This window comes from Wolbachia endosymbiont (group A) of Sympetrum striolatum (assembly GCF_947250715.1).
Classification (GTDB): domain Bacteria; phylum Pseudomonadota; class Alphaproteobacteria; order Rickettsiales; family Anaplasmataceae; genus Wolbachia.
The window spans coordinates 469,150-495,260 of record NZ_OX366342.1 but is presented as its reverse complement, the minus strand read 5'-3'; the positions used below and the strand labels follow the sequence as shown (position 1 = coordinate 495,260).

20 protein-coding genes and 2 pseudogenes are annotated in these 26,111 nt (G+C 35.9%); 14 read left to right on the top strand and 8 right to left on the bottom strand.

From position 1 onward, the window contains the following. Window positions 1-62 precede the first annotated feature (62 nt). Genes nusA through ubiA form a run of 4 tightly spaced genes read left to right on the top strand, consistent with a single transcriptional unit; the run spans window position 63 to window position 5,246 of the window. Window positions 63-1,625 carry a transcription termination factor NusA gene (gene nusA / locus OOK87_RS02390; RefSeq protein WP_264687956.1) on the top strand — a complete coding sequence of 521 codons (1,563 nt, stop codon included), beginning with the start codon at window positions 63-65 and terminating at the stop codon, window positions 1,623-1,625. 9 nt (window positions 1,626-1,634) lie between these two features. Beyond that, window positions 1,635-3,959 carry a translation initiation factor IF-2 gene (infB, locus tag OOK87_RS02385; protein ID WP_264687955.1) on the top strand — a complete coding sequence of 775 codons (2,325 nt, stop codon included), beginning with the start codon at window positions 1,635-1,637 and terminating at the stop codon, window positions 3,957-3,959. A 9-nt stretch (window positions 3,960-3,968) separates the two neighbouring features. Next, window positions 3,969-4,385: a ribosome-binding factor A gene (locus tag OOK87_RS02380; RefSeq protein WP_164225054.1), complete on the top strand. Its 417-nt coding sequence runs from the start codon at window positions 3,969-3,971 to the stop codon at window positions 4,383-4,385. 3 nt (window positions 4,386-4,388) lie between these two features. Continuing rightward, the gene (gene ubiA, locus OOK87_RS02375) at window positions 4,389-5,246 is read left to right on the top strand and encodes a 4-hydroxybenzoate octaprenyltransferase (protein WP_264687954.1); all 858 of its coding nucleotides are present in this window, start codon (window positions 4,389-4,391) and stop codon (window positions 5,244-5,246) included. 1,137 nt (window positions 5,247-6,383) lie between these two features. Here ubiA and OOK87_RS02370 read toward each other — a convergent pair. Beyond that, window positions 6,384-7,802 carry a hypothetical protein gene (locus OOK87_RS02370; RefSeq protein WP_264687953.1) on the bottom strand — a complete coding sequence of 473 codons (1,419 nt, stop codon included), beginning with the start codon at window positions 7,800-7,802 and terminating at the stop codon, window positions 6,384-6,386. A gap of 122 nt (window positions 7,803-7,924) precedes the next feature. On the opposite strand from OOK87_RS02370, the gene OOK87_RS02365 reads away from it, so the two are divergent. Further along, on the top strand, window positions 7,925-9,202 hold the full coding sequence (locus OOK87_RS02365) for an APC family permease (protein ID WP_264687952.1): 1,278 nt from the start codon (window positions 7,925-7,927) through the stop codon (window positions 9,200-9,202). Between the two features lie 8 nt (window positions 9,203-9,210). Here OOK87_RS02365 and OOK87_RS02360 read toward each other — a convergent pair whose 3' ends face one another. After that, window positions 9,211-9,657, bottom strand: coding sequence for a hypothetical protein (locus OOK87_RS02360; protein WP_253307368.1), 447 nt, complete (start codon window positions 9,655-9,657; stop codon window positions 9,211-9,213). A gap of 140 nt (window positions 9,658-9,797) precedes the next feature. On the opposite strand from OOK87_RS02360, the gene OOK87_RS02355 reads away from it, so the two are divergent. Beyond that, window positions 9,798-10,832, top strand: coding sequence for an aspartate-semialdehyde dehydrogenase (locus OOK87_RS02355; RefSeq protein WP_253307369.1), 1,035 nt, complete (start codon window positions 9,798-9,800; stop codon window positions 10,830-10,832). 975 nt (window positions 10,833-11,807) lie between these two features. Here OOK87_RS02355 and OOK87_RS02350 read toward each other — a convergent pair. Continuing rightward, a complete protein-coding gene (locus tag OOK87_RS02350) occupies window positions 11,808-12,014 on the bottom strand; it encodes a hypothetical protein (protein ID WP_264687951.1) in 207 nt (68 codons plus the stop codon). 54 nt (window positions 12,015-12,068) lie between these two features. Between OOK87_RS02350 and OOK87_RS07410 the strand changes: the two are divergent. The 3 genes and pseudogenes from OOK87_RS07410 to OOK87_RS02340 form a co-directional block, all read left to right on the top strand. After that, window positions 12,069-12,353: pseudogene (locus OOK87_RS07410) on the top strand (DnaJ domain-containing protein); the annotation flags it as partial. Between the two features lie 72 nt (window positions 12,354-12,425). Continuing rightward, window positions 12,426-14,330: a TomO hydrophobic C-terminal domain-containing protein gene (locus tag OOK87_RS07405; protein WP_406719584.1), complete on the top strand. Its 1,905-nt coding sequence runs from the start codon at window positions 12,426-12,428 to the stop codon at window positions 14,328-14,330. Between the two features lie 87 nt (window positions 14,331-14,417). Then, window positions 14,418-14,630 (top strand): annotated as a pseudogene (locus OOK87_RS02340) (toprim domain-containing protein); the annotation flags it as partial. 535 nt (window positions 14,631-15,165) lie between these two features. Here the strand turns inward: OOK87_RS02340 and OOK87_RS02335 are convergent. Further along, window positions 15,166-16,230, bottom strand: a complete 1,065-nt coding sequence (locus OOK87_RS02335) for a 5-(carboxyamino)imidazole ribonucleotide synthase (RefSeq protein WP_253309191.1) — start codon at window positions 16,228-16,230, stop codon at window positions 15,166-15,168. Window positions 16,231-16,326: 96 nt separating this feature from the next. Here OOK87_RS02335 and apaG point away from each other — a divergent pair, with 96 nt between their 5' ends. After that, on the top strand, window positions 16,327-16,728 hold the full coding sequence (gene apaG, locus OOK87_RS02330; RefSeq protein WP_253307374.1) for a Co2+/Mg2+ efflux protein ApaG: 402 nt from the start codon (window positions 16,327-16,329) through the stop codon (window positions 16,726-16,728). Window positions 16,729-17,069: 341 nt separating this feature from the next. Next, entirely contained in the window at window positions 17,070-18,011 is a 942-nt protein-coding gene (locus OOK87_RS02325; protein ID WP_264687950.1) for an Rpn family recombination-promoting nuclease/putative transposase, read from the top strand. Window positions 18,012-18,021: 10 nt separating this feature from the next. On the opposite strand, the gene OOK87_RS02320 is transcribed toward OOK87_RS02325, so the two are convergent. Beyond that, the gene (locus OOK87_RS02320; protein ID WP_264687949.1) at window positions 18,022-19,620 is read right to left on the bottom strand and encodes an ABC transporter permease; all 1,599 of its coding nucleotides are present in this window, start codon (window positions 19,618-19,620) and stop codon (window positions 18,022-18,024) included. A 129-nt stretch (window positions 19,621-19,749) separates the two neighbouring features. Here OOK87_RS02320 and trhO point away from each other — a divergent pair, with 129 nt between their 5' ends. After that, window positions 19,750-20,577 (top strand): oxygen-dependent tRNA uridine(34) hydroxylase TrhO, encoded by an 828-nt coding sequence (trhO, locus tag OOK87_RS02315; RefSeq protein ID WP_264687948.1) that lies wholly within the window; start codon window positions 19,750-19,752, stop codon window positions 20,575-20,577. A 164-nt stretch (window positions 20,578-20,741) separates the two neighbouring features. On the opposite strand, the gene topA is transcribed toward trhO, so the two are convergent. Together topA and OOK87_RS07505 are read right to left on the bottom strand one after the other, a co-directional pair. Continuing rightward, complete coding sequence (gene topA, locus OOK87_RS02310) at window positions 20,742-23,192, bottom strand: type I DNA topoisomerase (protein ID WP_264687947.1); 2,451 nt, start codon at window positions 23,190-23,192, stop codon at window positions 20,742-20,744. Window positions 23,193-23,315: 123 nt separating this feature from the next. Beyond that, window positions 23,316-23,411 carry a TomO hydrophobic C-terminal domain-containing protein gene (locus tag OOK87_RS07505; protein ID WP_425244434.1) on the bottom strand — a complete coding sequence of 32 codons (96 nt, stop codon included), beginning with the start codon at window positions 23,409-23,411 and terminating at the stop codon, window positions 23,316-23,318. 73 nt (window positions 23,412-23,484) lie between these two features. Here OOK87_RS07505 and OOK87_RS02305 point away from each other — a divergent pair, with 73 nt between their 5' ends. Both OOK87_RS02305 and OOK87_RS02300 read left to right on the top strand, forming a co-directional pair. Beyond that, window positions 23,485-23,607: a hypothetical protein gene (locus OOK87_RS02305; protein ID WP_264687946.1), complete on the top strand. Its 123-nt coding sequence runs from the start codon at window positions 23,485-23,487 to the stop codon at window positions 23,605-23,607. Between the two features lie 301 nt (window positions 23,608-23,908). After that, window positions 23,909-24,922, top strand: a complete 1,014-nt coding sequence (locus OOK87_RS02300; RefSeq protein WP_253309186.1) for a pyruvate dehydrogenase complex E1 component subunit beta — start codon at window positions 23,909-23,911, stop codon at window positions 24,920-24,922. 43 nt (window positions 24,923-24,965) lie between these two features. Here OOK87_RS02300 and OOK87_RS02295 read toward each other — a convergent pair whose 3' ends face one another. Beyond that, window positions 24,966-25,307 (bottom strand): TrbC/VirB2 family protein, encoded by a 342-nt coding sequence (locus OOK87_RS02295; protein ID WP_253309185.1) that lies wholly within the window; start codon window positions 25,305-25,307, stop codon window positions 24,966-24,968. Window positions 25,308-26,111 lie beyond the last annotated feature (804 nt).

Below are 26,111 nucleotides of genomic sequence, written 5' to 3'. Positions count from 1 at the left end.
AAGATAGCGTTCTTTGCCCGTTGAAGCTATAATTATAACTAATTACATTGGATTTATTTATTATGATTGCTAATCGTAAAAGCAGTGTTAAGCAGAAAAGTAACAAGAATAACATAGTTGGAAGCCTTGATGTAATAAAAACAGCAGGAGAACTTTCACTTCAAAAAGGTTTAGATTTTAATGTTGTAATAAAGGCACTAGAAAGTGCTATAGAAGCAGTGGCTTATCAAAAGTATGGTAGCAAAAGTAAAATTGTAGTTAATATAGATAGAAATACAGGCAAAGTTACTTCATACAGAAAACTAAAAGTTATTGATGACGAATCAAATGAAGAAGAGAACACTGAGTATGAATCAATTACGCTGACACAAGCTAAATTAATAAAAGGAGATGCAAAAGTTGGAGATACTGTTAGTGAATTGCTCTCTCTTAACACTGATCTTGCTTCAGCAAGGATTGCCCAGCAAAAGATTGCTCAAATAATTAAAGATGAAGAGTCAAAAAAGCAATATGAGGAATTTAAAGATAAGGTGGGAGAAATAAGGTATGGTATTGTTAAACAAGTAGAATATTCAGATCTTATTATAGACATAAATGGCACTAGGGCATATCTTCCATTGCGAAATTTGACCGGTGGTGAATCATTTCATGAAGGCGATAAGGTTAAAACTTACATACAGACCGTTAAGCGCTCTGATGATGGACGTCAAATTATTCTTTCTAGGACTCATGAAGGCTTTTTAGAGGCATTATTAAATCAAGAAATACCAGAAATTGCTGACGGGTTAGTAACAATTAAAGGTATAGCTAGAGACGCCGGCTCAAGGTCTAAGGTTGCTGTTTTCTCTCCTGACAAGAACATTGATCCAGTAGGTGCTTGTGTTGGAGTTAAGGGAGATAGAATAAAAACTATTATACACGAATTAAATGGTGAAAAAATTGACGTTATAAATTACTCCTCAGATTTGGGTCAATTTGTTATTAAAGCCATTACTCCTGCAGAAGTATCGAAGGTTATTATTGATGAAAATGAAAATTGCATAGAGTTAATAGTTGCTGAAGATCAATTGAGTTTAGCTATAGGAAAAAAGGGCCAGAATGTAAGATTAGCTTCAGAGCTTGTTGGATGGAAAATTGAGATATTAAGCACTCAGCAAGAATCAGAAAGGCGAAGTAAAGAACTTAGTCAATGTTCAGCTTTATTTGCTGAAGCTTTAAACTTAGAAGAGATTATGGGTCAGCTATTAGTAACAGAAGGTTTTTCAAGCGTAGAAGATATATCCAACGCTTCAATTAAAGAGCTTTCTTCAATAGAGGGCTTTAATGAGGATATTGCAAACGAACTTCATAACAGAGCAAACAAGCACCTGAAAGCAGAAAATGATAGAAAAATAGAAGAGCTAAAAAGTCTAGGTATGGAAGATGATGTAATCAATTTAACTTTATCAATAGACAATAAAATTGCTCTTAGTAAACATGATATTAAGACTTTAGAGGACATAGCAGATTTATCAAGTTATGAGTTTTGCAGCATACTCTCTTCCTCAGCTGATAGTAAAGAAAATCTAAAAGATACAGTAGACTCAATAATCATAGAAGCACGTAAAAAGCTTGGGTTAATATAATAAAATAATATGAATAATGAAGATATCAGTAATAAAAAATTAACGCTCCAAGGCTTAAGCAAGCTTAAATTAGACCTCAATTTAAACTCTTCAGCTAGCCCAAGTACTGGAGCTACAATAGTAAAAAAAAGAAGAAAAAAATCTCATGATGCAGAAGAACATAATTTATTTGACGAGAGTAAATTAGGTTCTTTAACAGAGAAAGAACAAATTTTCCGCATTAATGCTGTGCAGAATGCTGCTTTGCTGAAAGAAAGAAATCAGAGAGAAGAAAAAGAGAAAACAGCAAAAGAAGACAGCAATAAAGAGATTGACGAGAAAAATGAAGCGGACACTTTATCTAAAGAAATAAATAAGAAAGTTTTAAGTAATACTCACTTAGTTGAACTAAGAGAAGATAATATTGACTATGAGAGCGACGATAAAAAGTCTTCTAAAGTCAACAAAGATATATATTCTAAGCATTCTAAACTGGTAATTGCACAGGCAATAGATGAAAAAACTGAACAACCCCCTGTATTTAAGCAAAGATTTGGTATAAGAAGTAGAAAGTCAAAGTTTACTAAGGGTAAAAATATATCAAGAGAAGTTATTATACCAGACAAAATAACTATCAGGGAGTTATCTGTTCGTATGGCAGAAGATAGCAAGAGTGTGCTAAAAATGTTCAAAGAAGAAGTCGGTGAGAGTTATAGAGTAGATGATCTGGTGGATCCAGATATAGCATATGAAATAGTGGAAAAATTCAATCATACGGCTAAACGAGTGAGCGATACCAACAGAGAAAAGGATTTATTTTTCATAGAAGACAGGGAAAGCTTGTCTAAAGAACCTAAACCACCAGTCGTCACTTTTATGGGACACGTTGATCATGGTAAAACCTCATTGCTCGATGCATTTCGTGAATCTGATGTTGCAGAAAGAGAGTCAGGTGGCATAACTCAACACATAGGTGCTTATCAAATAACGACAAAAGATAAGCAAAAAATTACTTTTATTGATACACCAGGACATGAAGCGTTCACTGCAATGCGTGCACGTGGTGCCAATATTACTAATATAGTTGTAATAGTAGTTGCAGCTGACGATGGAATCATGAAACAAACAGTTGAAGCAATAAATCATGCAAAAGCAGCAAATGTTTCTATTATAGTTGCTATTAATAAAATTGATAAATCTGAACCTGGTGATGTAGAAAAAATAATTAATAGTTTGCCTCAATATGATCTCATCTCTGAAGAGCTTGGTGGTGATATTATGATTGTGCCAGTATCAGCAAAAAAGAAAACTAATTTAGATAAACTAGAAGAGGCGATTTTGTTAATCGCTGAATTAATGAAGCTAGAAGCAATAGAAGATTGTCGAGCACTTGGATGGGTAATAGAATCCAAAATAGATAAAGCGAAAGGAATATCAGCTACATTGATAGTTGAGGAAGGAACGTTAAAGGTTGGTGATATATTGGTAGTTGGTACAACATACAGCAAAGTACGTAGTATGGTTAATCACCTTGGTCAAAGAGAAAAAGCAGCACTACCCTCCGCTCCAATTGAAATTACTGGTCTAAATGGTGTGCCAAATGCTGGAGATAAATTTGTTGTTGTAAATTCTGAAAAGCAGGCGCGTGAAATTGTTGAATACAGGCTAGAGTTGATCAAGAAAAAGAAAGAAGATTTAGACGACAATAATTTAGATATATTCAGTCGTAATAACAGTGAAACAGAAGAACTATCTGTAGTTTTAAAGTGCGATGTAACTGGTTCTATTGAAGCGATATCAAGTTCAATTGATAAACTCGGTAAAGACCAAGTGAAATTAAATATCCTACACAAAGCAGTAGGAGGGATAACAGATTCAGATGTGCTGCTTGCAGAAGCATCAAGTGCAGTAATTTTAGCTTTTAATGTAAAAGTGGACTCAAAAATAAGGGACTTGGCAAAACAAAAAGGTGTAGAAATACATATTTATAACATAATATACGAGCTCATTGACGACATGAGAATGTATTTAACTAAAATGTTAAAGCCTGTTACACGAGAGGTTCGTGTTGGTTCTGCATCTGTGAGGCAAATATTTAACGTATCTAAAGCTGGTAATATCATTGGATGTTACGTAAGTGATGGAGTCATAAGAAAAGATTCTTTAATTAAGGTAGTGCGTGGTGGCAAATTGGTGCATGAAGGAAAGTTAAAAGCACTACGTAGATTTAAAGATGATGTTAAAGAAGTAGGTGTAAACTTTGAATGCGGAGTATCACTAGAGGGTAATATCGATATTAAAGTTGGAGATATTTTGGAAGCTTATCAATTAGTGCAAGAAGAAAGGGTGTTATAGTAGATGGATATGAAAAAGGAAATTAGAAACCTAAAAATAGCATCGGTATTGCATAGAGCAATATCAAGAGTCCTAATGGAAGGTAAGGTGTTCAATAAAAATGTAGCGGTATCTGACGTAAAATTAAGTAAAGATTTGAAAAAAGCAGATGTATATATTGTGTTATCTTCATTGAATATCCAAGTAGCTGACTACTCAGATTCAGAAAAAAGTACATGGATTTCAGCATCACGCACTGGAGATCCTTCTGAGGATAATTGTGATATTAACACTGTTGTTAATGAAATGAACCAATCTGCATGGTCAATACGTAAATCTATATTGTGTTATGTTGATTTGCGATTTATACCTGAGTTAGTTTTCAAGCCTGATTTAGCGTTCGATAATTTTGTTAATGTAAGCAAAATATTACATAATCACACTTAATTAATGTATTTCAACCGTTACTTTTCATTAATGAGACTGCACAGTTTAACAGGTTTGTGGCTTGTGCTATTTCCCAGTTTGAGCGGTATTCTTTTAGCCTCAACTTCTCTATCGTATCAGGCTCTTTTTCTCCTTGTTTTATTTACTATAGGTGCATTTTTAATGAGACCTGCAGGGTGCATAATCAATGACATTTTCGATAGGGAAATAGATGCGCACGTTGAACGAACAAAATATAGGCCACTTGCAAGTGGTGCATTAAACATAAAGCAGGCTTTGGTTTTACTCTCACTGCTACTATCTATCGCCTTGGTAATTTTATTGTTAACTAATAAAACCACACTCATACTTGGAATAATCTCAATGTGTATGATAGCTACTTACCCTTTATTAAAGCGGTATGTTTGGTGGCCACAATTGTTCTTAGGGTTTACCTTCAATATGGGATCGCTCATGGGCTCAGCAGCAATAATAAACCAGATCAGTATAGAATCCTTGCTGTTTTATATAGGATGCGTCTTTTGGACACTTAGCTATGACACCATATACGCTCATCAAGATAAAAAAGATGATGAAAAACTCGGAATGAAATCTACCGCATTATATTTTGGTGATACAACAAAATCTTGGTTGAAAAGATTTTATTTAATATCTCTTATGACGTGGCTATATGCTGGTATCTTATCATCATTAAATAACATCTTTTATATTGCTCTACTTGCTGTAGGGTTCATATTTCACCGCCAATACAAAAATTTCAATCCTGACAATCCCAGTCAATGCATGTCCATATTTAAAAATAATTCCTACGTAGGGTTGCTTCTCTTTTTTGGCATCCTTTTAGATAGAATTATCACCTAGGTCTCAAGAGTTTTGGCTCTAATGAAGTCAATAAACTCAGGTAGCTCGCAGAAACGAAAAAACTTCCTTGACAAACTCCGCCAGCCCCCTTATTATGATAACAAGGGTATTTATGACTCAAAACTTGTTTTTGACCTGCAGGCTCAATAACAAAATTCAGTAAAAAACTTAGGGTATTTTTTGGCGGATTACATAAAATTATAGCGGCTGCATGTCTTTTAAATTTTTTCTACATTCAGCCAAATCGCGCTTATTTTAAGCGTTAGCACATTATTACAGCGCCACTTACAGTAATATAGAGTCAAAACTCGCACCACGGGGCTTCTTTTGCCTTTTTTTTTATTTGGTAAATTTCTTAATGTTTCTAGCTAAAGCAATTTAAGAGACCGAAAATGGTGTCATTCCAGCGCGTGACGCTGGAATCTAGTCTTTATTATGCAGCCACTTATTTAAAGTTAAGTTTTCTGGATCCAAGTAGTCAAGCTACTCGGATGACACCTTGACGATTTGAAGAATCGTCATCCCGCTACGTGTTAGCGGGATCTATGCTAAGAGATACCGCGAATGAATCGCGGTATGACAGTCTGCGGCGATATGACGGTTCGCGGTGGCATGACGATAACTTCGTCATCCCGCTGCTTGTTAGCGGGATCTAGAGATACCGCGGCGGTATGACGGTCTGCGGCGATGTGAAGGTTCGCGGTGGCATGACGATAACTTCGTCATCCCACTGCTTGTTAGCGGTTAAGAGATACCGCGGCGGTATGACGTAGGGAAACCTTTCTTGGTTAGCTACAGCAGCTTGCAAACCATTCAGAAAAGGGAAGACAAAACTATAAAAAACCATAGGCGCCAGATGGTTTTTAGCTAAAGTCAAGTGTCTGGAATTTTAGACATAGAATCCCCCATATGAACAAGATTCAGAAAAAATGCAACGTACATTGGGCAGAGATTAAGTATATGTATACACGCTGAAGAAGATACGCCACATTTTTAACTGAAATTTAGATGAAAAGTCTGCAGACGGAGATAGATTTTGAGCTCTCTAAATATCTCTAATTGTCATTATAATAAGGCTTTGAATATGCAGAAGTAATTTTTTTAGTTAAAATAAAAAAGTTTTCTGCTATAGCACTACTAAGCAGCAGAAGACCTTGCATGACCTCCAAAAAATGCTTTTACTCTTTCAAGATAAGTAGGTGGTACTGGAGGAATTTCTATACCATCTATAACAGCGCTTATTGCTTCTTTTACATCATCGCTTGTAATTAACTCTTTTAATTTATGCTTTATAGGGCCTCTTCCAACATCTTGCCCATACCTATTGTAATAATCCACATATAATTCATTAAAGACAGATTGTTTTGCTTCTTCTATCAGTTTACTGATGTTGCTTTTTATTTGAGGATCCATATCACCATCAGAATAAAAATTATCAAAATTGTCCTTTAAAACTGTAATTTTTTTATTGTTACAGCTTCTCAGGAATTTTTCTGTAATGCTTGGCATTCTCTCATACACTTGAGCGTTTACCTCAACTGTAAAGTTATTTTTATCTTCAAGACAACTGAGTGAATAAATAATACGATTGAACATTCCTAGATTGCACTTACCATTTCCCTCTTTGAAACGTATCAGTAACATGCACTTTAGAAAATCTATATCTGACTTTTGATCCTTAGCTGCAGTCAAAACTAAATTTGCAGCTTGCGTGAGAGTAAGGCTAGTTTTTGATTCTCTATAAGCTGCTCCATTGGAACCATTAAAGTTAAGATAAAGTTTTAATTGCTCTTTTTGCTCAGTTGTAAGCTCATCTGAATTATTTATGTAGTCTTCAAACTCTTTATTGAGTACATTTGGTTGAGCTCCAAATTTCTGTTTTAACTCTTGAGCGCATTGGAAAATACTATGTTCAAAACTACTCGTGTGAACACTTTGACTGCCAGTGCCCACATCACTTACATTAAACAAAAAGCTTAGCTGCTTTACATTCAAACCCAAAGGTGAGAAAAGCCTCACTAATGGATACTTTATCAATTCAAGAAGTGCTACTGGAATTAATAATACAGCATTTATAAGCACAAGAAATATGTGATTACTTGGTATTTCTCTTCTAGTACTCAGTAGCAGCCACCCATTAAGGGCAGATATTTTCGATGCACAGTACAAAAATGGTAATTGAATGTAATATATTAAATATATAGAGAAAAATAGAATCTTATCTTTCAACCCTATTGTTGGGTCGTTATATACTTCAGAAAAAATACTATCATCACTGTTTTTATTTTTGAAAGACTGATAGTTGCTTGTAATTTTTTCTGTAAAGATAGAACAGAGCTTATGTATGCCATAGCATGCAACACAGGCAGCAAGAGAAATTGCAAGTGTTCCAAAAGCAGCTAATACCTCACTTGAAGTTTTGGCAAGAAGGAATGCATAAAGCGCATTAATAAAGATCTTAAGCAGAGAATCATGATAAAATAATGTTCCAATAGCAGCACCAATTAATAAAACATACCCACAAACAACTAAAAATGTTTTTAACCTCGGATTCATAGCCTTCTCCTAATAATCTATTTCATTATATGCATAAATTTAAAAAATGCAAGTTTTTATAAAGATCGATTGAAATTTCTGAGCTTCAGTTATATCGTTAGTCTATTTAGATAAAAATTATTGTGTCAAATAAAATAGGTTTTTGGGCTATTTTTGCCTTAGTGATTAGTAGCCAAATTGGCTCTGGAATTTTTATGCTTCCAATTAGCCTTGCTCCATATGGCATGTACAGCCTTGTAAGCTGGGTGATATCAGGGCTTGGTGCTATATCTCTTGCTTTGGTTTTTGCCTTACTCTGTGCAAAATTTCCAGAAACGGGTGGTCCTCACGTTTATGTAAAGCATGCTTTTGGCCCTGCTGCAGCTTTCTTTGTTGGTTGGACATATTGGGTAATTTCATGGGTTAGCACGACAGCAGTAATCGTTGCAAGTATTGGCTATCTTACTTCGCTTTTTCATGGAGATATTCAAAATATACGCTTATTTTTAGAAATACTATTATTTACGATCATTACACTAATAAATTTAAGAGGTGTCACTGCTGCTGGATGTGTTGAGCTTTTATTGATGACTGTCAAAATTACCGCACTGCTTGCTATACCAGTAACAGCGTTGTTTTTCTTTGATAGGAATAATTTTATCATAAGTGAGGAAATATCAACCCTCACGATGTCTCAAGTCCTTGCTCGCTCTACACTACTCACTCTATGGTGTTTTATTGGACTTGAATCAGCAACAGCACCTGCAGGATCAGTCAATGATCCAGCAAAGACTATACCAAGAGCCATAGTACTTGGCACAATCTCTGTTGCAGTTATATATTTCATTAATAGCCTTGCAATCATGGGATTGATAAACGGCAATGATCTAGTTAATTCAAAAGCGCCGTATGTTGACGCAATAAAAATTATGTTTCCTGGTAATTGGCATTTGATCATTTCTATTGTTGCTTTTATTGTTTGTGTTGGCAGTTTAAATGCTTGGGTACTAGCTAGTGGACAAGTGGCCCTTGGCCTTGCAGAAGATAAACTGATGCCACAGTTCTTTGCTAAAAGAAACAAGCACGGTTCTCCTTTCTGGGGCATAACAATCAGCTCCGTTGGCACTTCAGTTCTACTAATTCTCACTTCAAGCAACAATTTTGCTAAACAGATCACATCAATTATCGACTTTTCTGTAGTTTCATTTTTATTTGTTTACCTTGCATGCAGTCTTGCTTTTCTCAAGGTTATTATAAAGGAGAAAAACTATTACAAATTTTTAATTGGCAGTATAGCAACAACCTTTTGCTGCTGGGTAATATTTGAAACTTCTGTGAATACCTTCCTGATCGCAAGCTTATTCACCGCAAGTGGCATACCCATTTATTTATTTTGGTACTGCAGAGCTCCTGCACAATAAAATAGAGTTTAACGACTTTTCTTATTGTCCACTTGTTCAACATTACCCTTCTCAAGTTTACTATCTACTTCTTTTGCGTGTTCATCATCTACACTAGTCTCATCTTTTATCTTACTGGAGTGACCTGCTTGCGATTTTTCATATGCTTCCATGTTGTCATATATAGGGTTACTGATGATTTCTATTTTTTCAGGTGTGAAAATCCTTGCTAAAAATCTCCCTATTATTGGTATTGATCTTAAGAAATCTCTTAGCTTTGAAGATTCTTGTCTTTTATTTAGGAACTGTTGGTCTATTTTAAGGTTTTTTACACCATACTTTTTATCATCAAAATTTATTGCAGGCTTTCTTTTTTTCGAAAGAACATTTTGAGCCTTTAATCCATTGGTTCTTTCAGGCTCTTGAGGTGTAGACATTGCAGGTTTAACCTTAGTTTCATTGTATTCTTTATTCATCTTTCACTTTATTATGTAATATTACTAATATTGCATAATAATAGCTAAATTACAATTAATTGCAAGGTAAAAATATTAAAACAATTGTAAATTTTGTCAGTAAAAATATAATAGAACTTTAAAGTTAGAGGTTCATCTATATGGGATACAAAATTGCTGTTATTGGAGCAACCGGAAGAGTAGGGCGTGAGGTATTAAGCACGCTTGCTGAGTTTCAAGATGAGGCAATAGATTCTGTTATTGCACTTGCGTCGAAAAAATCAGAAGGGAAGAAGGTGAGTTTCGGTAATGAAGAATTAACTGTCTTGTGCCTTGAGAATTATGACTTCGTTGGAGTTAATATAGCCATTTTCTGTGCCGGATCTCATGTTTCTGAGAAACACGTACCGACTGCAATTGAGGCTGGGTGCATCGTAATAGATAACACTTCCCATTTTAGAATGAAAGAGGGTGTGCCACTCATTATTCCGGAGATTAATAAAGAAAAAATTATGGAATATAAAAACCACAACATAATATCCAACCCAAACTGTACTACAATACAGATGCTGCTAGTACTACATCTATTACACCAGAAAGCAAAAATAAAGAGAATCGTTGCTTCAACTTATCAATCAACTTCTGGCGCAGGCAAAGCAGCAATGGATGAGCTCTATGACCAGACAAAAAAAATCTTCATGAATGAGACTAAAAAGCCCGAGATATTCCCCAAGCAAATAGCGTTTAATTGCATTCCCCATGTAGGGAAATTCATGGAGAATGGTTCTACAGAAGAGGAATGGAAAATGCAAGAGGAGACAAAAAAAATTTTAGAGGAAGATATAAAAGTTACTGCAACTTGTGTAAGGGTACCCGTCTTTATCGGCCACGCTATGGCAGTAAATGTGGAATTTGGTCAACATATCACTGAAGAACAAGCTCGTGAAGTGCTAAGTGAAGCCGAAGATAGTGGAGTTTTAGTATACAACAGGCGTGAAGACAGTGAATACATAACTCAAATTGATGTTGTACAGGAGAATGCTGTATATGTATCGCGTATTAGACGAGACAATACTGTTGAGCACGGATTAAATATGTGGATAGTGGCTGATAACCTGCGCAAAGGTGCAGCACTAAATATAGTGCAGATTCTTGAGATTTTGATAAGAGAGCATTTGTCAATCAAGTGCATATAGAGTGCACGTACGTTGTAATTCGAAGGAAATTTGTATACCACATGGCAGCGCGTGACGCTGGAATCCAGCTTTTTAAACCATGAGAGCTACGAAAACTTACTTGACACCCTTCGCCAGCCCCCTTATCATGATAGTGAAGCTATTTATTTATCTTCGCAATCTGTGCAGGTTAATGACAAAAAACTTAGGGTATTTGGCGTCTCATGTTTAATTTTTCGCACTACGTGCATCGCATGTCTTTAAAAATTTTTAGGTTTTTACCTATATAAGCCGAAACGCGCTTACAAAGCGTTTAAGACAGCAAAAAACGTCAAATTGACAAGGGAGAATTTGAATACTAGCTACTCTGGGTTTTCTTTGCCTTTTTTCCTGCTTGGTAAATTTCTTAAACACTTGCGGTGTAGGTGAGTTGCATTTAAAAGCAGCTAAATTGCAGTGTTTAAGACTTAAAAAACGCCAATACTGAAAATAGACAATGACTAGGGCTTCTTTTGCCTTTTTTTCGTTTGGTAAATTTCTTAATGTTTATAGCTAAAGTAACTTAGGTTCACCGACAACCGTCATCCCGCTACGTGTTAGCGGGATCTATGTTAAGAGATACCGCGAATGAATCGCGGTATGACGTAGGGCTACAGGTGTCATCCCAGTGCCTAGACACTGGGATCTAGCCTTTATTATTTGGTTGAAATTAAGTCTTCTGGATCCCAGTGTCAGCTACTTTCATGACATCATCATAAAGTAAAATGAGATCCCAGTGTTAGCTACTTGGATGACAGGGGAAGGTATTTGGATGACACCGTCATAAGGTGAACCAGTGCTCCTTTTTTTGTCATCCCAGTGCGTAACACTGGGATCTAGCCTTTATTATTTGGTTGAAATTAAGTCTTCTGGATCCCAGTGTCAGCTACTTTCATAACATCATCATAAAGTAAAATGAGATCCCAGTGTTAGCTACTTGGATGACAGGGGAAGGTATTAGGACGACACCGTCATAAAGTAAAATGAGATCCCAGTGTTAGCTACTTGGATGACAGAAGAAGGCACTGGGATGACAGGAGAAGGTACTAGCCTGACAACCTTCATCCCGCTGCTTGTTAGCGCCGTGGCGGTATGAAGTAGGAAGCTATAGTATATAGAAATTCCAGCATTGTCTACATCTCTACTTTTCCTGGGTGAGTTCACTTGATTTTTATGTCATATGATGCTAATATATATTATTTGTGAGTTGGGGTATATATGGCTAGGAACTACTATGAAATACTAGAAGTAAATAAAGATGCTACTCCGGAAGAAATAAACAAAGCTTATAAAAAATTAGCACTGAAATATCATCCTGATAAACTCCCACCTAAAAAAAAAGAAAGATATCGAGAATTGTCAGAAAAGCAACGTGGTGGTGGTATTTTATCTGAGTCCGAATCGAAAGAAATGCAAGATCTTGTAATGCCATTTCTAGATGTTCAAAAGGCATATGAAGTGTTATCCAACGAGAAAAAAAGAAAAGAATATGATAAAAGTGGTTGTGAAGAGAAAAATACAGCAAAATCTGATGATTTATTTGCAGATTATATAAGGAAGCAACCATACCACTTTTTGTACCAATCAATTCTTGCAGGTGATCTAGAATCTGTACGCACAGTAGTAGAAAAGTTCAGTGTCGATATTAATATTAAGTATGATTGCATATATATTGGTATTACTCCGATTAATTATGCAATTAAAGAAGATCATGAGCAAATTGTTGATTATTTGATTAGCAAAGGAGCAAAAGTATCTCTTATTGACGCTTTACGTCTTGCTATCAAATTAAATTCTTATAAAACCGCAGGCTTGCTGTTAGGGAAGTTAGATGTGGACGATATTAATGTGCAAGATAGTGACGGGAATACGATTTTCCATGATTTCTTTAAGTATTTTAATAACCCTAATTCTGATGATTTTGTTCTAAAAAAGACGTTATTTAACTTTGATGCTTTTAATTTTGGTCAACCTTCTTCTAAGAAGTCTTCTTCCGAAAATAGTAGTAACCCTAATGTTCAGAAAGATACACAAGATAATAACATCAGTTGTAATACAAGTCCTCTCTATAAAAATATAATTAAGCTTTTTGATCAATGCCAGTCAAAAATGAACTCAATGGAATTTAGGGAAGGTTGTGCAAGAGAGAGTGTAATTATATCTCTTAAGAATGCTGTTTCCTTTTTTCACTCACTTATAGATAAAGGTGTACGTTACGATATTTCAAATAGTGAACACGTAACTTCACTTGATGTGTGTATTGACCAGTTTGTAGATAATCATAGAAAGAGTTTATGGACTGATTACATCTTTTATTATGATCGCGTGGAAACAGAGAAAGCATACTATTCAATGATGAATGTTTTTGTTGAGAAAGGAATTATAGGATTAAAGGATGCAAACGGTATTCCTATATCACACAAGATTGTAGAGCATAATATTTATCCACACGTCGAAAATAAAGCAAACATTGACTTAATGGAAGAGGATAGCAGTGGCAAAAACGCATTAGTTAAAGGATGTTGTGATGTTTCTACTATAGAATCTTTAATTGAAAATGGAGTAGATCTAAATACTCCTGATTCTTTAGGGCAAACCTTGCTGCATTACGTTGTTTCAGAATATTGCAACAGCGTTGAGGAGGTAGGTCAGAGTTTTCAGCTTGAAGAAGTAAATAAACGTTTTTATCCCAAATTAGAAGCATTAATAAAAGGTGGGGCAAAAATTGATGCTAAGGACAATAATGACAAGTCCCCAATAGACCTATTGGTAGAAAGAGGTAAAAATATGAAGGAAGATATTAATTGTTCTGCTGAGGAAAAATCTGCTGCTCTTAAAAATTCATTAGAAGTTTTGGGAATAAAACAAGAAGAAGAAAAAACTCCTGAACAGGAGCAGCCTGAAGTTTTGGATCAAGTAAATCAAGACGATGATGTACTGCCAAGTAACCTAGAAGAAGAAAAAACACCAGGAAATAAGCAGGAGCAGCTAAGCCAACCTGAAATACCAGTTTCAGATCAAGCAAATAATACTCAAGGCGATGGTGTACAGCTAAGCAACCCAGAAAAAGAAAAAACTCCTGAACAGGAGCAGCCTGAAGTTTTGGATCAAGTAAATCAAGACGATGATGTACTGCCAAGTAACCTAGAAGAAGAAAAAACTCCTGAACAGGAGCAGCTTGAAGTTTCAGATCAAAAAATTGGTATTCAAAACAATAATCAACAACCAAGTAAACCAAATGCTGCTGCTCCACGAAGTGAAAAGAGAACTATTATAGCTGCTTCTGTACTGGCAATAGCTGGAGTTGCTTTAGGAATAACTATTGCAGTTTACTTAGAAATGTTGGCGGTTGGAGTAGCGGTTGGAGTTTGTTGTCTTATTGCTGCTGCAATCATATATTGTTGTAATCAGCCTTCAAAGTCACTTGAAAATAGCAAGGTCCAAGGGTTTTCTGGAAACCATGAACAACCTACTCTGTAAAATTCACAAGACCTATTAAAATATTTTTTTACTTTTCATCGTATATTTCTCAACATATTATCTTTAAGTACCAAAATAATTAACAATATGGCGTTATTAATAGTTGAATCACCTGCGAAAGCAAAGACAATAGGCAAATATTTAAGTAAAGAGTTCAAAGTAACTGCATCCTTTGGACATGTGAGAGATCTTCCAGCAAAAAACGGCTCTGTTGATCCAGATAATGATTTTGCCATAAAGTATGAGATTATTGAGAAAGCAGAAAAATATGTAAAAGAGCTGGCAAAGCAAGCGAGTAAAACATCACCTTGCAACAGATCCATCCCAGTGTCTGGGCACTGGGATGACATCTTTTTTCTTGACTCTTATATCTCAATGTTCGTACAAACACAAAGGCAGTGCTTGACACTGGGATGAAACCTTGACAACCGTCATCCCGCTACGTGTTAGCGGGATCTAGAGATACCGTGACGGTATGACGTAGAGTCAGCGTTAGCCATAACACAACACTTTTATACTCACCAACTCAGTATCCAATCTTGGATCCAAGTGCTTGACACTGGGATGACAAGAGGGGCTACTTGGATGGAAACCAGTGTCAGCTACTTGGATGACACCCTCATAAAGTGAAATGAGATCCCGCTAACACGTAGCGGGATGACGAGAAAGGGGCTACTCAGATGACAACAAATGGGCTACTTGAATGACATCCTTCCTGGTGTGCTCAAATAACAATGTTCGTACAAATACGTGCTAGAGTGACACCGTTTACTATGTAACATCTCATCATATCACAATGTTCGTACAGTTGTGGCAGAATGACGTAGAAAAACTATTAACTTAAATCTATATTGACATGTCCCATTTTACGCTTATCTCTAACCTCTTTTTTTCCATATATGGTTAAACTAGCTTTTTCGTTGCTCAAATACTTATGAGAATCATATATATCGTTACCTATTATATTTTTCGTCATACAAGGAAAGCGTAATACTACTTCCTGCATAGGTAGCCCGCATATTATCCTAACCAGCTGTTCAAATTGACTAACGTTACATGCATCCAAGCTCCAGTGGCAAGAATTGTGAGGTCTTGGAGCTAGTTCATTAACTAACAATTCGTTATCTTTAGTAACAAAAAATTCAATAGCCAGAATTCCTATTACATCGAGCGCATTTGCTATTTTCTTTGCAGCTCGTTGTACCTCTTGAGTTAATTTGCTATCTATTTTAGCTGGCACTGTTGAAGTATCAAGTATTCCATCAACGTGGTAATTTTCTGCTATAGGAAAAAAAGCTACTTTACCGTTTTTATCTCTTGCAATGACTATTGAAACCTCTTTCAGTAAATCAACACTTGCTTCAAGAATGTACTCTGTATTCCAATCAAAGGAAGCAAATTGCTTCACTTCAGAATCATTCTCAAGCACATATTGCCCTTTTCCATCGTAACCCATTTCTGTTGTTTTCAGCCTTGTTGGATAGCCAAAAGTTCTACTGCTTTTCAGTAGCTCATTATAATTTTGTATACTTTTGTATTCAGCAGTTTTTATACTCAAGCTTCTAATGAAATCTTTCTCTCTAAGCCTATTTTGTGCAATGTGTAACGCTTTTTTACCCGGATAAAAATTTACATCGATATCAATTGCACTACATGGAATATTTTCAGACTCAATAGTGACCAAATCCACACTCTGTGCAAAAGATTCAAGCGCTTTCTTATCAGAGAAATCTGCTATTGTGAAATCATCAGCAACAGAGCAAGCCGGATCGTCCTTAGCACTGGCAAAAACATGTGTTTTTTGTCCAAGTTTTGTTGCAGCGATAGCAGTCATTTTACCTAATTGTCCACCACCTATTATTCCTATTACTTTTTTGCTAAGCGCATCTGGTTCGTTCATACTATAAATTGATATTTCCTAATTAAAGTATACTTGAAAAATCTATGAAAAAAGTATATAATTAAAATACTATCTTTTTATCATGAATATTCTATAATGATAGAGTACACACTAACTACCAACTTTGTTGAAGTTACAGTTTTACCAATTTATATTGAAGAGCAATCCATTCCTTATGAAAATTGCTATATATGGATGTATAACGTTAAGATAAAAAACAAAAGCCAATCAACTATTCAATTATTAAGTCGTCATTGGCAAATAATAGATTATAAGGGAAAAATAAATGAAATTGCCGGAGTTGGTGTTATCGGAGAACAACCTGTGATAAAATCTGGAGAGGTATTTAAATACACAAGTGGAACATACTTAAATGCACCGTCAGGAATAATGCAGGGTAAGTATGAATTTCTGAATGAAGAAAGCATAAAAATTTTTGAGGTTATGATACCACCCTTTTCTTTGGATAGTCCATACGTCAAAACTAGACCCCATTAACTATCAAAATAGTTTATTTGTAACCAGACTGCATTCTGTGATTTTTAGCAAAACATGATCTTTCATTTGAGCTTTCTTCAATTTAAAATAAATACAGAAAATTGCTGCCTATAGCTAAACTGACTTAGATTTACCGACAATTTGAAAAACCGTCATTCCGCTACTAGTTAGCGCCGCGGCGCTATGACGGTTCGCGGCGGCATCCTCGTCATCCCGCTACTTGTTAGCGGGATCTATGCTAAGAGATACCGCGGCAGCATAGCTATAGCTATCTTCAAAAATATGGTTGAATAATTGTTAATAATAGTGTATAATTATTAATATTTTCAAGCATTTTTGCCATGGCTCTTTCAAAATTTCTCGATCCTCGCAATGATTTGTGTTTCAAAAAAATCTTTGGAACGGAAAAAAATAAGAATATCCTGATCCACTTTTTGAACGATATTTTAGGGTTTACTGAGATAAATGCAATACAAGAAGTTGAGTTTCTTAGCACTATTATGGATCCCGAAGTTGCCTCTGATAAACAAAGTATTGTTGATGTTCTCTGCAAGGATTCTCACGGAAATAGATATATAGCAGAAATGCAGCTCGCTAGAGACAAGGGCTTCGAAAAACGCGCTCAATTATATGCCGCTAAAGCCTACTCAAGACAATTAGATAAATCTGGCAACTACATTGATTTAAAGAAAGTCTTCTTTATTGCTATATCAAATTGTAACTTACTTCCTGAAGAAGTTGATTATATTTCTACTCACAATATACGTGATATAAAAACTAACGGCCATTACTTAAAAGATTTTCAATTTATCTTTATAGAATTGCCCAAATTTTCAAAAAGTAAAGTAGAGCAGTTAGAAAGTATAGTAGAAAGGTGGTGTTTCTTTTTTAAATACGCAGAAGAAACAACAGAAGAGGACTTAAAAGAGATAGCAGAAAAAGCGCCAATAATAAAGCTAGCATATGATGAATTAGACAAGTTTCGTTGGAACGAAAAAGATTTAGTAGCTTACGAAGAAAGAATAATGGATCTACGGAAAGAAGAAGCCATTCTTGAATACAGACTTGATCTTGCTGAAGAGAAAGGTATACAAAAAGGTATAGAGAAAGGAAAAATTGAAGGGAAAATTGAAGGGAAAATTGAAGGGAAAATTGAAGGGAAAATTGAAGGGAAAATTGAAGTCGCAAAAGCAATGCTGGCTAATAATGTTGATGTCAACACTATTGTCAAGTTTACTGGCCTTTCTATTAGTGAGATTGAAGAATTAAGTGGAAATCTGTGAACGGTTACGTTTATTTTTTATCCTTATCATCAAGTGTAAATAAGGTTATTGTAGAGATTAAGCCTATTATAACTATTATCAACGAAAATGGGGCAGCTTCTCTATAGCGCTCATCGCTTACAAGTTCATATATTCTAGTTGATATAGTTTCAAAACTAAATGGTCTTATAATGAGTGTTGCTGTGAGCTCCTTGATAGTATCCATAAATACGAGCAAAAATCCCGATAATATACTCTTCTTGATGAGAGGGATATGAACATTCAAACATGTGGAAATAGGCCCATGACCCATGGTATATGCAGTCCACTCAATTTCATTTGGTGTTTTTTTGAGCCCTGATTCTACCGCCTTGAAAGATATAGCAAAAAAACGAAATAAATATGAGTAAACTAATGCGCCAATAGTTCCTACCAAGCTAATTTCCACAATATATTGAGTAATGAAAGAAGATATTCTGCTTAAAAATATTATTATGCTAATTGCGATAATTGCATTTGGAATTGCGTAGCCTAAAGAAATGAGACGTGCTACATTATTGATTACCTTACTTTTACGCGCCGTATATCCAATCATTATTGCAATGCTAATTGAGATTAATGCGGTGATAAATGATAAACTAACGCTATTTGCTATTATATTATAGAACCTTGCTTCGTATATGAAAAACCCCTTCTCTATGCTCCAATATATGAGCGGAATCATTGGCAAAATAAAACCTATTAATATCGGCAATACACACATAAGATAAGCAAAGATCAATGGTATAGTGCCACTTACACTCCGTTTGTTGTGATAATCTGCATTAGCGTTGATTGAAGAGTAAGATATTCCTTTTTTTTGTAGTTTCTTTTCGATAGCTATTAGTGTTGCAACGAAAATCAATTCTGCAACTGCTAAAACAGTAGTTGAATATTTATCATGCAGTAAAAACCAGGTGCGATATATTCCTGTCGTAAAAGTATCGATAGCAAGAAACTGTGGTGTGCCGAAATCCGTAATTACCTCCATTAGTACCAAGGACAACCCAGCTATAATTGATGGACGTATGGAAGGTATGATGACAGAAAACAGGCTCTGTAATGAGGAGAACCCAAGTGTTGACGCAATAGTGACTGAGTTACTAACATTCTTTAGACTTGAGCGGACTAGCATATAAACGTATGGATATAAACTAAATCCCATTACTAATATTCCACCACCTAGGGATTTTATTTCAGGAAACCAATAGTCACCTTTGCTCCACTCTAAAATGTCTCTTAATGAGCTCTGCACCGGACCTGAAAATTCTAGTGTATTTACATAGACGAACGCTACTATATATCCAGGAATCGATATCGGAAAGAACAAAGCAATCTCAAAAATTTTACTTCCAGGAAATGAAAAAAATGTGGTGAGCCATGCTGGAATCACTCCAAATATGAAGGATATCCCCCCCACTCCTATCATCAAAATTAGCGTACTCAGTATATATTCAGGGAAAAGTGTGCTGATTACCCATCCAGAATTTGCTGATTCTGTAAATAGAATCGATATTAACGATAGTATAGGACAGACGAATAATATACTTACTAAAAATAAGAATATATTTTTAAATACTCTCAAAAACATTAATTTGGATCTATATTTGATATTAAAATGTTATATGTAAAAACTGAAGATATCCAGTAATTAACAGCCGTACTATTGAATATCTTTATAATTTTGTATATCATGTTTTTAGTTGATAAGTGAATAATCATGAGCTTCGTCATTGCAACTTTCTATCACTTTGTAGAACTCTCTAATTATTATGACATGAAAGACGAAATAAAAACTGCATGCGACAACATTGAATTAAAGGGTACTATACTCCTTGCAGAAGAGGGTATTAATGCAACCGTATCTGGTGAAAGAAACGCGATTGATAAAATATTCGATTTTCTACGTTCTGATTATAGGCTAAGGGACCTTACATGGAAAGAGAGTGCAGCAGAATATCAACCATTTAGCAAGATGAAGGTAAAATTAAAAAGAGAGATTGTGAATCTTGGTGTAGGCAATCTTGATATTTCCCTTAAGGGTAAATATGTTGATCCAGAGCATTGGGATGATTTTACTTCTCAACCTGACGTTTTAGTAATAGATACACGAAATGAGTATGAAGTGAAATTAGGCAAGTTTAAAAATGCAATCAATCCACATACTCAGCGTTTTCGCGATTTTCCTGAGTGGGCAAAGTCTTTCTCTGAGAGTAAAGACCTGAAAGTAGCTATGTACTGCACTGGTGGGATTAGATGCGAAAAATCAACAGCGTACATGAAAAATCTTGGATTTAACAATGTATACCACCTGAAAGGCGGCATTCTTTCTTACCTTGAAAAAACTTATAATAAAAATGGTAATTGGGAAGGTGAGTGTTTTATTTTTGATGATAGAATTACTGTTGACAACTCACTTACTCCAAGCAACACAATAAAATGTATATTCTGCTCAAATCAAGTTTCAACGGACAAGCTGAAGTCAGTTCCACGTGGCCAAGTGGTTTGTTCTGATTGTAAACTTCAGTGTTATAGCTATAATAAATAAAACATCATGCCGCTGCAGTTGTATGCACGTTGTGATTTGAGAGCAACCTCTACCAGAAAGGGTGTCATGCCAGTGCCCAGACACTGGCATCCAGGTTCTTTTTTTCTAGATTCCAGCGTCGCGCGCTGGAATGACAATAAAGAGCATATGGTTATGCAAGAAGTCTATTTCTTACCCTTAATCAACTCTAAAGCCTTCTTCAAATCTATGCTTTCAATATCTGCATTCTTACCCAAAGCAACGTTTGTTCTATCGCATTTTATATAGAATCCGTACCTACCGTTGCAGATGAAAACTTCTTTTCCTTTTTCATTAACCCCGAGAGATTTTAACTCTTTGCGTGGACTGTTTGCAATAATTTGTACAGCTTCGCTCAATTCTGTATTCAGCACCTCTTTAGAGCTTTTTTTAAGAGAAAAATATCTACCATCATAAAAAATATAGTACCCAAATCGTCCAAGGCCTATTTTTATTTCCTTTCCGGTCTCAGGGTGTTCTCCGATTACTTTTGGCAAGGAAAGTAACTGAGTAGCGGTATTCAGATCAATATCATTAACATTTAGATCCTTTGGTATGGAAACTGTTTTTTTCTTTTTGGACTCACTATTAAACTCAAGGTAAAGCCCAAAAGGACCTTTTTTAATTACTACCTCTTGGCCTGTTATATCATCTACACCTAAACTTTTTGGATATTCTAAATTGTCATTACTACCTGTAATTTCTTTTGTATGGTTGCATTCAGGATAGTTAGAGCATCCAAGGAACACTCCTGCTCGCCCAAAGTTCAATTTTAATATACCATCAGAGCAAGCAGGGCATTTCTTACCTATTTCTTCTTTTCCTTCCTCTGAACAAAACCAATTAACTACCAAATCGTGAATGCCGCTGAAAACTTCATCATGTGTCATTTGCTTGACAGAATTTACATGACCAAAAAATGGCACCCAAAAGTGGCTCAATTCTTTTTTCCAATCTGCATGTCCATTTGAGATTAAATCAAGCTTTTCTTCCATTTGTGCTGTGAAATCATACTCTACACAACGCTGAAAAAAAGTTTCTAAAAATATGGTAACGATCTTACCACGACTGCTTGGAATAAATCTTTTATTATCCAGTGTAACATACTCACGATCCTGCAATACCGAAATAATTGTCGCATAAGTTGATGGACGGCCTATACCGATTTCCTCCATTTTTTTAACGATACTTGCTTCACTATAACGAGGTGGCGGTTGAGTGAAATGCTGTTTTGGCTCAACTGAAATCAGCTTACACGCTTCCCCTTCCTTCATGGCAGGTAGCAGGCCTTCATTTTCGGCTTCCATGTTATCTTGATAGACTTTATAAAAACCATCAAAGAATATACTTGATCCACTTGCTCGCAGAATCACTTTCTGATCAGTAGAACTAATTTCAACTACCACTTGATCAAGAATCGCCGATTCCATTTGACTTGCAATGGTTCTTTTCCAGATTAAATCGTACAATTTAAATTGCTCTGGCGTTAAGTAATCCTTAATACTACCCGGCGTTCTATTGATATCAGTTGGACGAATTGCTTCATGTGCTTCTTGAGCATTTTTGACCTTTTTTACATATTTACGAGGAGACTGTGGTAAATATTTATCACCATATAACGACTTAATTGACCCTCTAATTGAGTTTATAGCCTCATCTGCAATATGAAACCCATCTGTACGCATGTAAGTTATCAACCCTACAGTTTCACCACCAATATCGATACCTTCATATAAATTTTGCGCTATGCGCATAACATTTTTCACATTAAAATACAGCTTATTCACTGCATCTTGCTGTAGAGTAGAGGTAATAAATGTAGGAAGCGGATTTCTCTTAACTTGCTTGCGTTCTACTGTGCTTACAGCATATTGCCTTGATTCAATCTCCCTGACTAAGTTCTTTGCTTCTTCTTCATTTTTAATATCAAATTTTTCTAGCTTCTTATTGTCATAGTGACTCAGCATAGCAAAAAAAGCCTCATCTTTGCTATTTTGCATTTCTGCCTTTATGCTCCAATACTCCTGTGTTATAAACTTACTGATTTCATCTTCTCGTTCGCATATAAGCTTTAATGCAACAGATTGAACTCGCCCCGCAGATTTGCTTCCCGACAATTTTGTCCACAGCAGCGGTGACAAGCTAAATCCAACTAGATAATCCAAAGCTCTGCGTGTTTGCTGTGCGCGCACTAAGTCCATATTAATTTCACGTGGATTCTTTATTGCTTCTTGAACTGCTCTCTTTGTTATCTCATTAAAGACTACTCTATAAATGTTGTTTTCATTACTGATTGCTTTCTTTTCTTTTAATGTCTCTATCACATGCCAAGCCATTGCTTCCCCTTCTCTGTCTGGGTCTGTTGCAAGATATATATCTGATGCTTTACTCGCTGCTTTTACTAACTCTTTTATATACTTTTCTGCTTTTTCAATGGTTTCATACTTTATAGCAAAATCATTATCCGGATCGACAGAACCGTTTTTTGCTGGAAGATCCCTCACATGTCCAAAGGATGCAGCTACTTTGAACTCTTTACTTAAATATTTGCCTATTGTCTTTGCTTTCGCAGGTGATTCAACTATTAATAATGCCATATTGTTAATTATTTTAGTATTTAAAGATAATATGTTGAGAAATATACGATGAAAAGTAAAAAAATATTTTAATAGGTCTTGTGAATTTTACAGAGTAGGTTGTTCATGGTTTCCAGAAAACCCTTAGACCTTGCTATTTTCAAGTGAATTTGAAGGTCTATTACAATAGTATATGATTGCAGCAGCAACCAGACAATAAGCTCCAACTGCTATTCCCACTGCTATAGCTAACCCAAGAAAGGTTTACCTGAAGGATAGAATAGGTTATAATGGCATATTAAAGAGATGAAAAATGCCAAGCCCATATAGTGAAGACCTCAGAGAACGAGTTCTCAAAGCAGTTGATGAAAAAACAATGACGATAAAAAGAATTAGTGAAATATTTAAACTGAATATAAAAACAATATATTTATAGAGGAAAAGGAAAAAAGAAACAGGAAACATAAAGCCATCTTCAGGCTATCAAAAGGTGACTGAGCCTCATCGGTGGCAGAATCTGGGTCACGAGGTCTTCTTCCTACACTCCATGTAAGAGCAGACAGTGCCTCAAAAGAACTGCCACCTATCCACTCTGAGAAGTTATTATCTTCTCTTGCTTTCAACCAAGTAATACTTATTCATATCATCTGGGTAAGGTCAGTTTGTAAAACTTAATTTGTACGCTTCCTAGTAATTCTGATATAGTTACTTTAGTTAAAGTCTATAAAAGTTTATAAATGGCAACCTTAAGTGTAAGAGAAGCTTTATGCACAGCGATCAGAGAAGAAATGCAAAACGACCCTGACGTGTTGATCATCGGTGAAGAAGTTGCAGAGTATGATGGTGCCTATAAAGTAACAAAAGGATTACTGAAAGAGTTTGGAGAAAATAGAGTGGTTGATACGCCTATTACCGAACATGGATTTGCTGGCCTTGCTGTTGGAGCAGCATTCGCTGGATTAAAGCCAATTGTCGAATTTATGACTTTTAATTTTTCTATGCAGGCTATCGACCAAATCGTGAATTCTGCAGCAAAAACAAATTATATGTCAGGTGGACAACTTGGATGCCCCATAGTATTTCGTGGGCCAAATGGTGCTGCAGCAAGAGTTGCTGCACAACACTCTCAATGCTTTGCATCTTGGTATTCGCATATACCGGGATTAAAAGTGATAGCACCTTACTTTGCCTCCGATTGCAGAGGTCTGCTTAAAGCTGCAATTCGTGACCTGAGTCCGGTAATATTTCTAGAAAACGAAATAGCTTACGGACATGAACATGAAGTTTCTGACTCTGAGCTGTCAAATAAAGACTATCTACTTGAGATAGGCAAGGCTGCTGTTATACGGGAAGGAAAGGATGTAACTATCACTGCTTTCTCACTGAAATTAATGGATGCTTTAAACGCAGCAGATTTACTTTCAGGTGAAGGTATAGAAGCTGAAGTTATTGACCTCAGAACCTTAAGACCACTTGACACTCAAACTGTTATTAACTCTATTCAGAAGACTAATAGGTTAGTTAGTGTAGAAGAAGGATGGCCATTTGCAGGAATAGGAGCAGAGCTGTCAGCCGTTGTTATGGAACAAGGATTTGACTACCTTGATGCTCCAGTTATGCGCGTAACTGGCAAGGACATCCCCTTACCTTACGCTGCAAATCTAGAAAAAAAAGCATTACCACAAGTGGAAGATATAGTTGAAGCCGTGCATCAGGTCTGTTTTAGAAAAAAAATAATTTTTAACTTCTAATACAATATATAAAAGCAATTTACTGGCAAAATGTTATCGGAATTTATTTCTGTTTGTCCACTCCACATTGGTCCATCAAAGAAGTATTTCCACCTATACCACCCATTACTTTTGTCACAATAGTTTTAGCACCGAAAAATACAGCACAAAATATACCGAGTGCAAAAAGAGCTGGCCATGGCATTCTACCAAATATCGCAAGCAAAGCTGCACCTATTATCACTACGGTCATAAGCGGTCCACCTATTCCCCAAACGTAGCCAATAATATTACATATTACTTGAGCAGTTGTATCAGCATTAGTGTCAGCGGCAGCACTCCCAACATGAGAAAAAGAAATAAATAATACTATAAAAAGAATATTAAAAACTTTCCTAGGGTTCATCCCTATACCTTAAATTTAGATATTGCAATTATACCTAAAATACTATAATTTTTAGTAAAGCTAGCATAAAGATTGAATAACAAACGGTGCCACAAAAGTAGTTGACACACAACTGCACGAACATTGTAATATGGCACGATATCACATAGTAAACGATGTCATCCCAGTGCCCAGACACTGGGATCCGTTTTCTTTTTTCTAGATTCCAGCGTCACGCGCTGGAATGACAGCAGTCCTATGTCATACCGCCGCGGTATCTCTAGATCCCGCTAACACGTAGCGGGATGACGAATTGCTTAACCGTAATACCGCCACGAACCGTCATACCGCCGCGGCGCTAACAAGTAGCAACTGTTCTCCCTCGTCATACCGCGATTCATTCGCGGTATCTCTTAGCATAGATCCCGCTACAAGTAGCGGGATGACGAGATGCCACCACGAACCGTCATACCGCCGCGGTATCTCTAGATACCGCTAACAAGCAGCGGGATGACAGCAATCCTACGTCATACCGTGATTTATTCACGGTATCTCTTAGCCGCTAACACGTAGCGGGATGACGGTTGTCGGTGAACCTAAATTACTTTAGCCATAAATGTTTGAGAAATTTACCAAACGAAAAAAAAGGCAAAAGGAACCCCATGGTTGGCTAATTATCTATATTAACTTTATAAATTGGCGTTTTTTACTCTCAACGCTCCAATTTAGCTACTTTTATAACAAAATTGTAAACGTTAAGAAATTTACTAAGCAGAAAAAAGGCAAAAGAAACCCCGTGTTAGCTAGTTGTCACTCTCTAATCCT

Excerpts from the sequence above, each read along its gene's own strand:
- nusA (WP_264687956.1), top strand. The coding sequence starts at position 63 with ATGATTGCTAATCGTAAAAGCAGTGTTAAGCAGAAAAGTAACAAGAAT.
- infB (WP_264687955.1), top strand. The coding sequence starts at position 1,635 with ATGAATAATGAAGATATCAGTAATAAAAAATTAACGCTCCAAGGCTTA.
- OOK87_RS02380 (WP_164225054.1), top strand. The coding sequence starts at position 3,969 with ATGAAAAAGGAAATTAGAAACCTAAAAATAGCATCGGTATTGCATAGA.
- ubiA (WP_264687954.1), top strand. The coding sequence starts at position 4,389 with ATGTATTTCAACCGTTACTTTTCATTAATGAGACTGCACAGTTTAACA.
- OOK87_RS02370 (WP_264687953.1), bottom strand. The coding sequence starts at position 7,802 with ATGAATCCGAGGTTAAAAACATTTTTAGTTGTTTGTGGGTATGTTTTA.
- OOK87_RS02360 (WP_253307368.1), bottom strand. The coding sequence starts at position 9,657 with ATGAATAAAGAATACAATGAAACTAAGGTTAAACCTGCAATGTCTACA.
- OOK87_RS02355 (WP_253307369.1), top strand. The coding sequence starts at position 9,798 with ATGGGATACAAAATTGCTGTTATTGGAGCAACCGGAAGAGTAGGGCGT.
- OOK87_RS02335 (WP_253309191.1), bottom strand. The coding sequence starts at position 16,230 with ATGAACGAACCAGATGCGCTTAGCAAAAAAGTAATAGGAATAATAGGT.
- apaG (WP_253307374.1), top strand. The coding sequence starts at position 16,327 with ATGATAGAGTACACACTAACTACCAACTTTGTTGAAGTTACAGTTTTA.
- OOK87_RS02325 (WP_264687950.1), top strand. The coding sequence starts at position 17,070 with ATGGCTCTTTCAAAATTTCTCGATCCTCGCAATGATTTGTGTTTCAAA.
- OOK87_RS02320 (WP_264687949.1), bottom strand. The coding sequence starts at position 19,620 with ATGTTTTTGAGAGTATTTAAAAATATATTCTTATTTTTAGTAAGTATA.
- trhO (WP_264687948.1), top strand. The coding sequence starts at position 19,750 with ATGAGCTTCGTCATTGCAACTTTCTATCACTTTGTAGAACTCTCTAAT.
- topA (WP_264687947.1), bottom strand. The coding sequence starts at position 23,192 with ATGGCATTATTAATAGTTGAATCACCTGCGAAAGCAAAGACAATAGGC.
- OOK87_RS02305 (WP_264687946.1), top strand. The coding sequence starts at position 23,485 with ATGCCAAGCCCATATAGTGAAGACCTCAGAGAACGAGTTCTCAAAGCA.
- OOK87_RS02300 (WP_253309186.1), top strand. The coding sequence starts at position 23,909 with ATGGCAACCTTAAGTGTAAGAGAAGCTTTATGCACAGCGATCAGAGAA.
- OOK87_RS02295 (WP_253309185.1), bottom strand. The coding sequence starts at position 25,307 with ATGAACCCTAGGAAAGTTTTTAATATTCTTTTTATAGTATTATTTATT.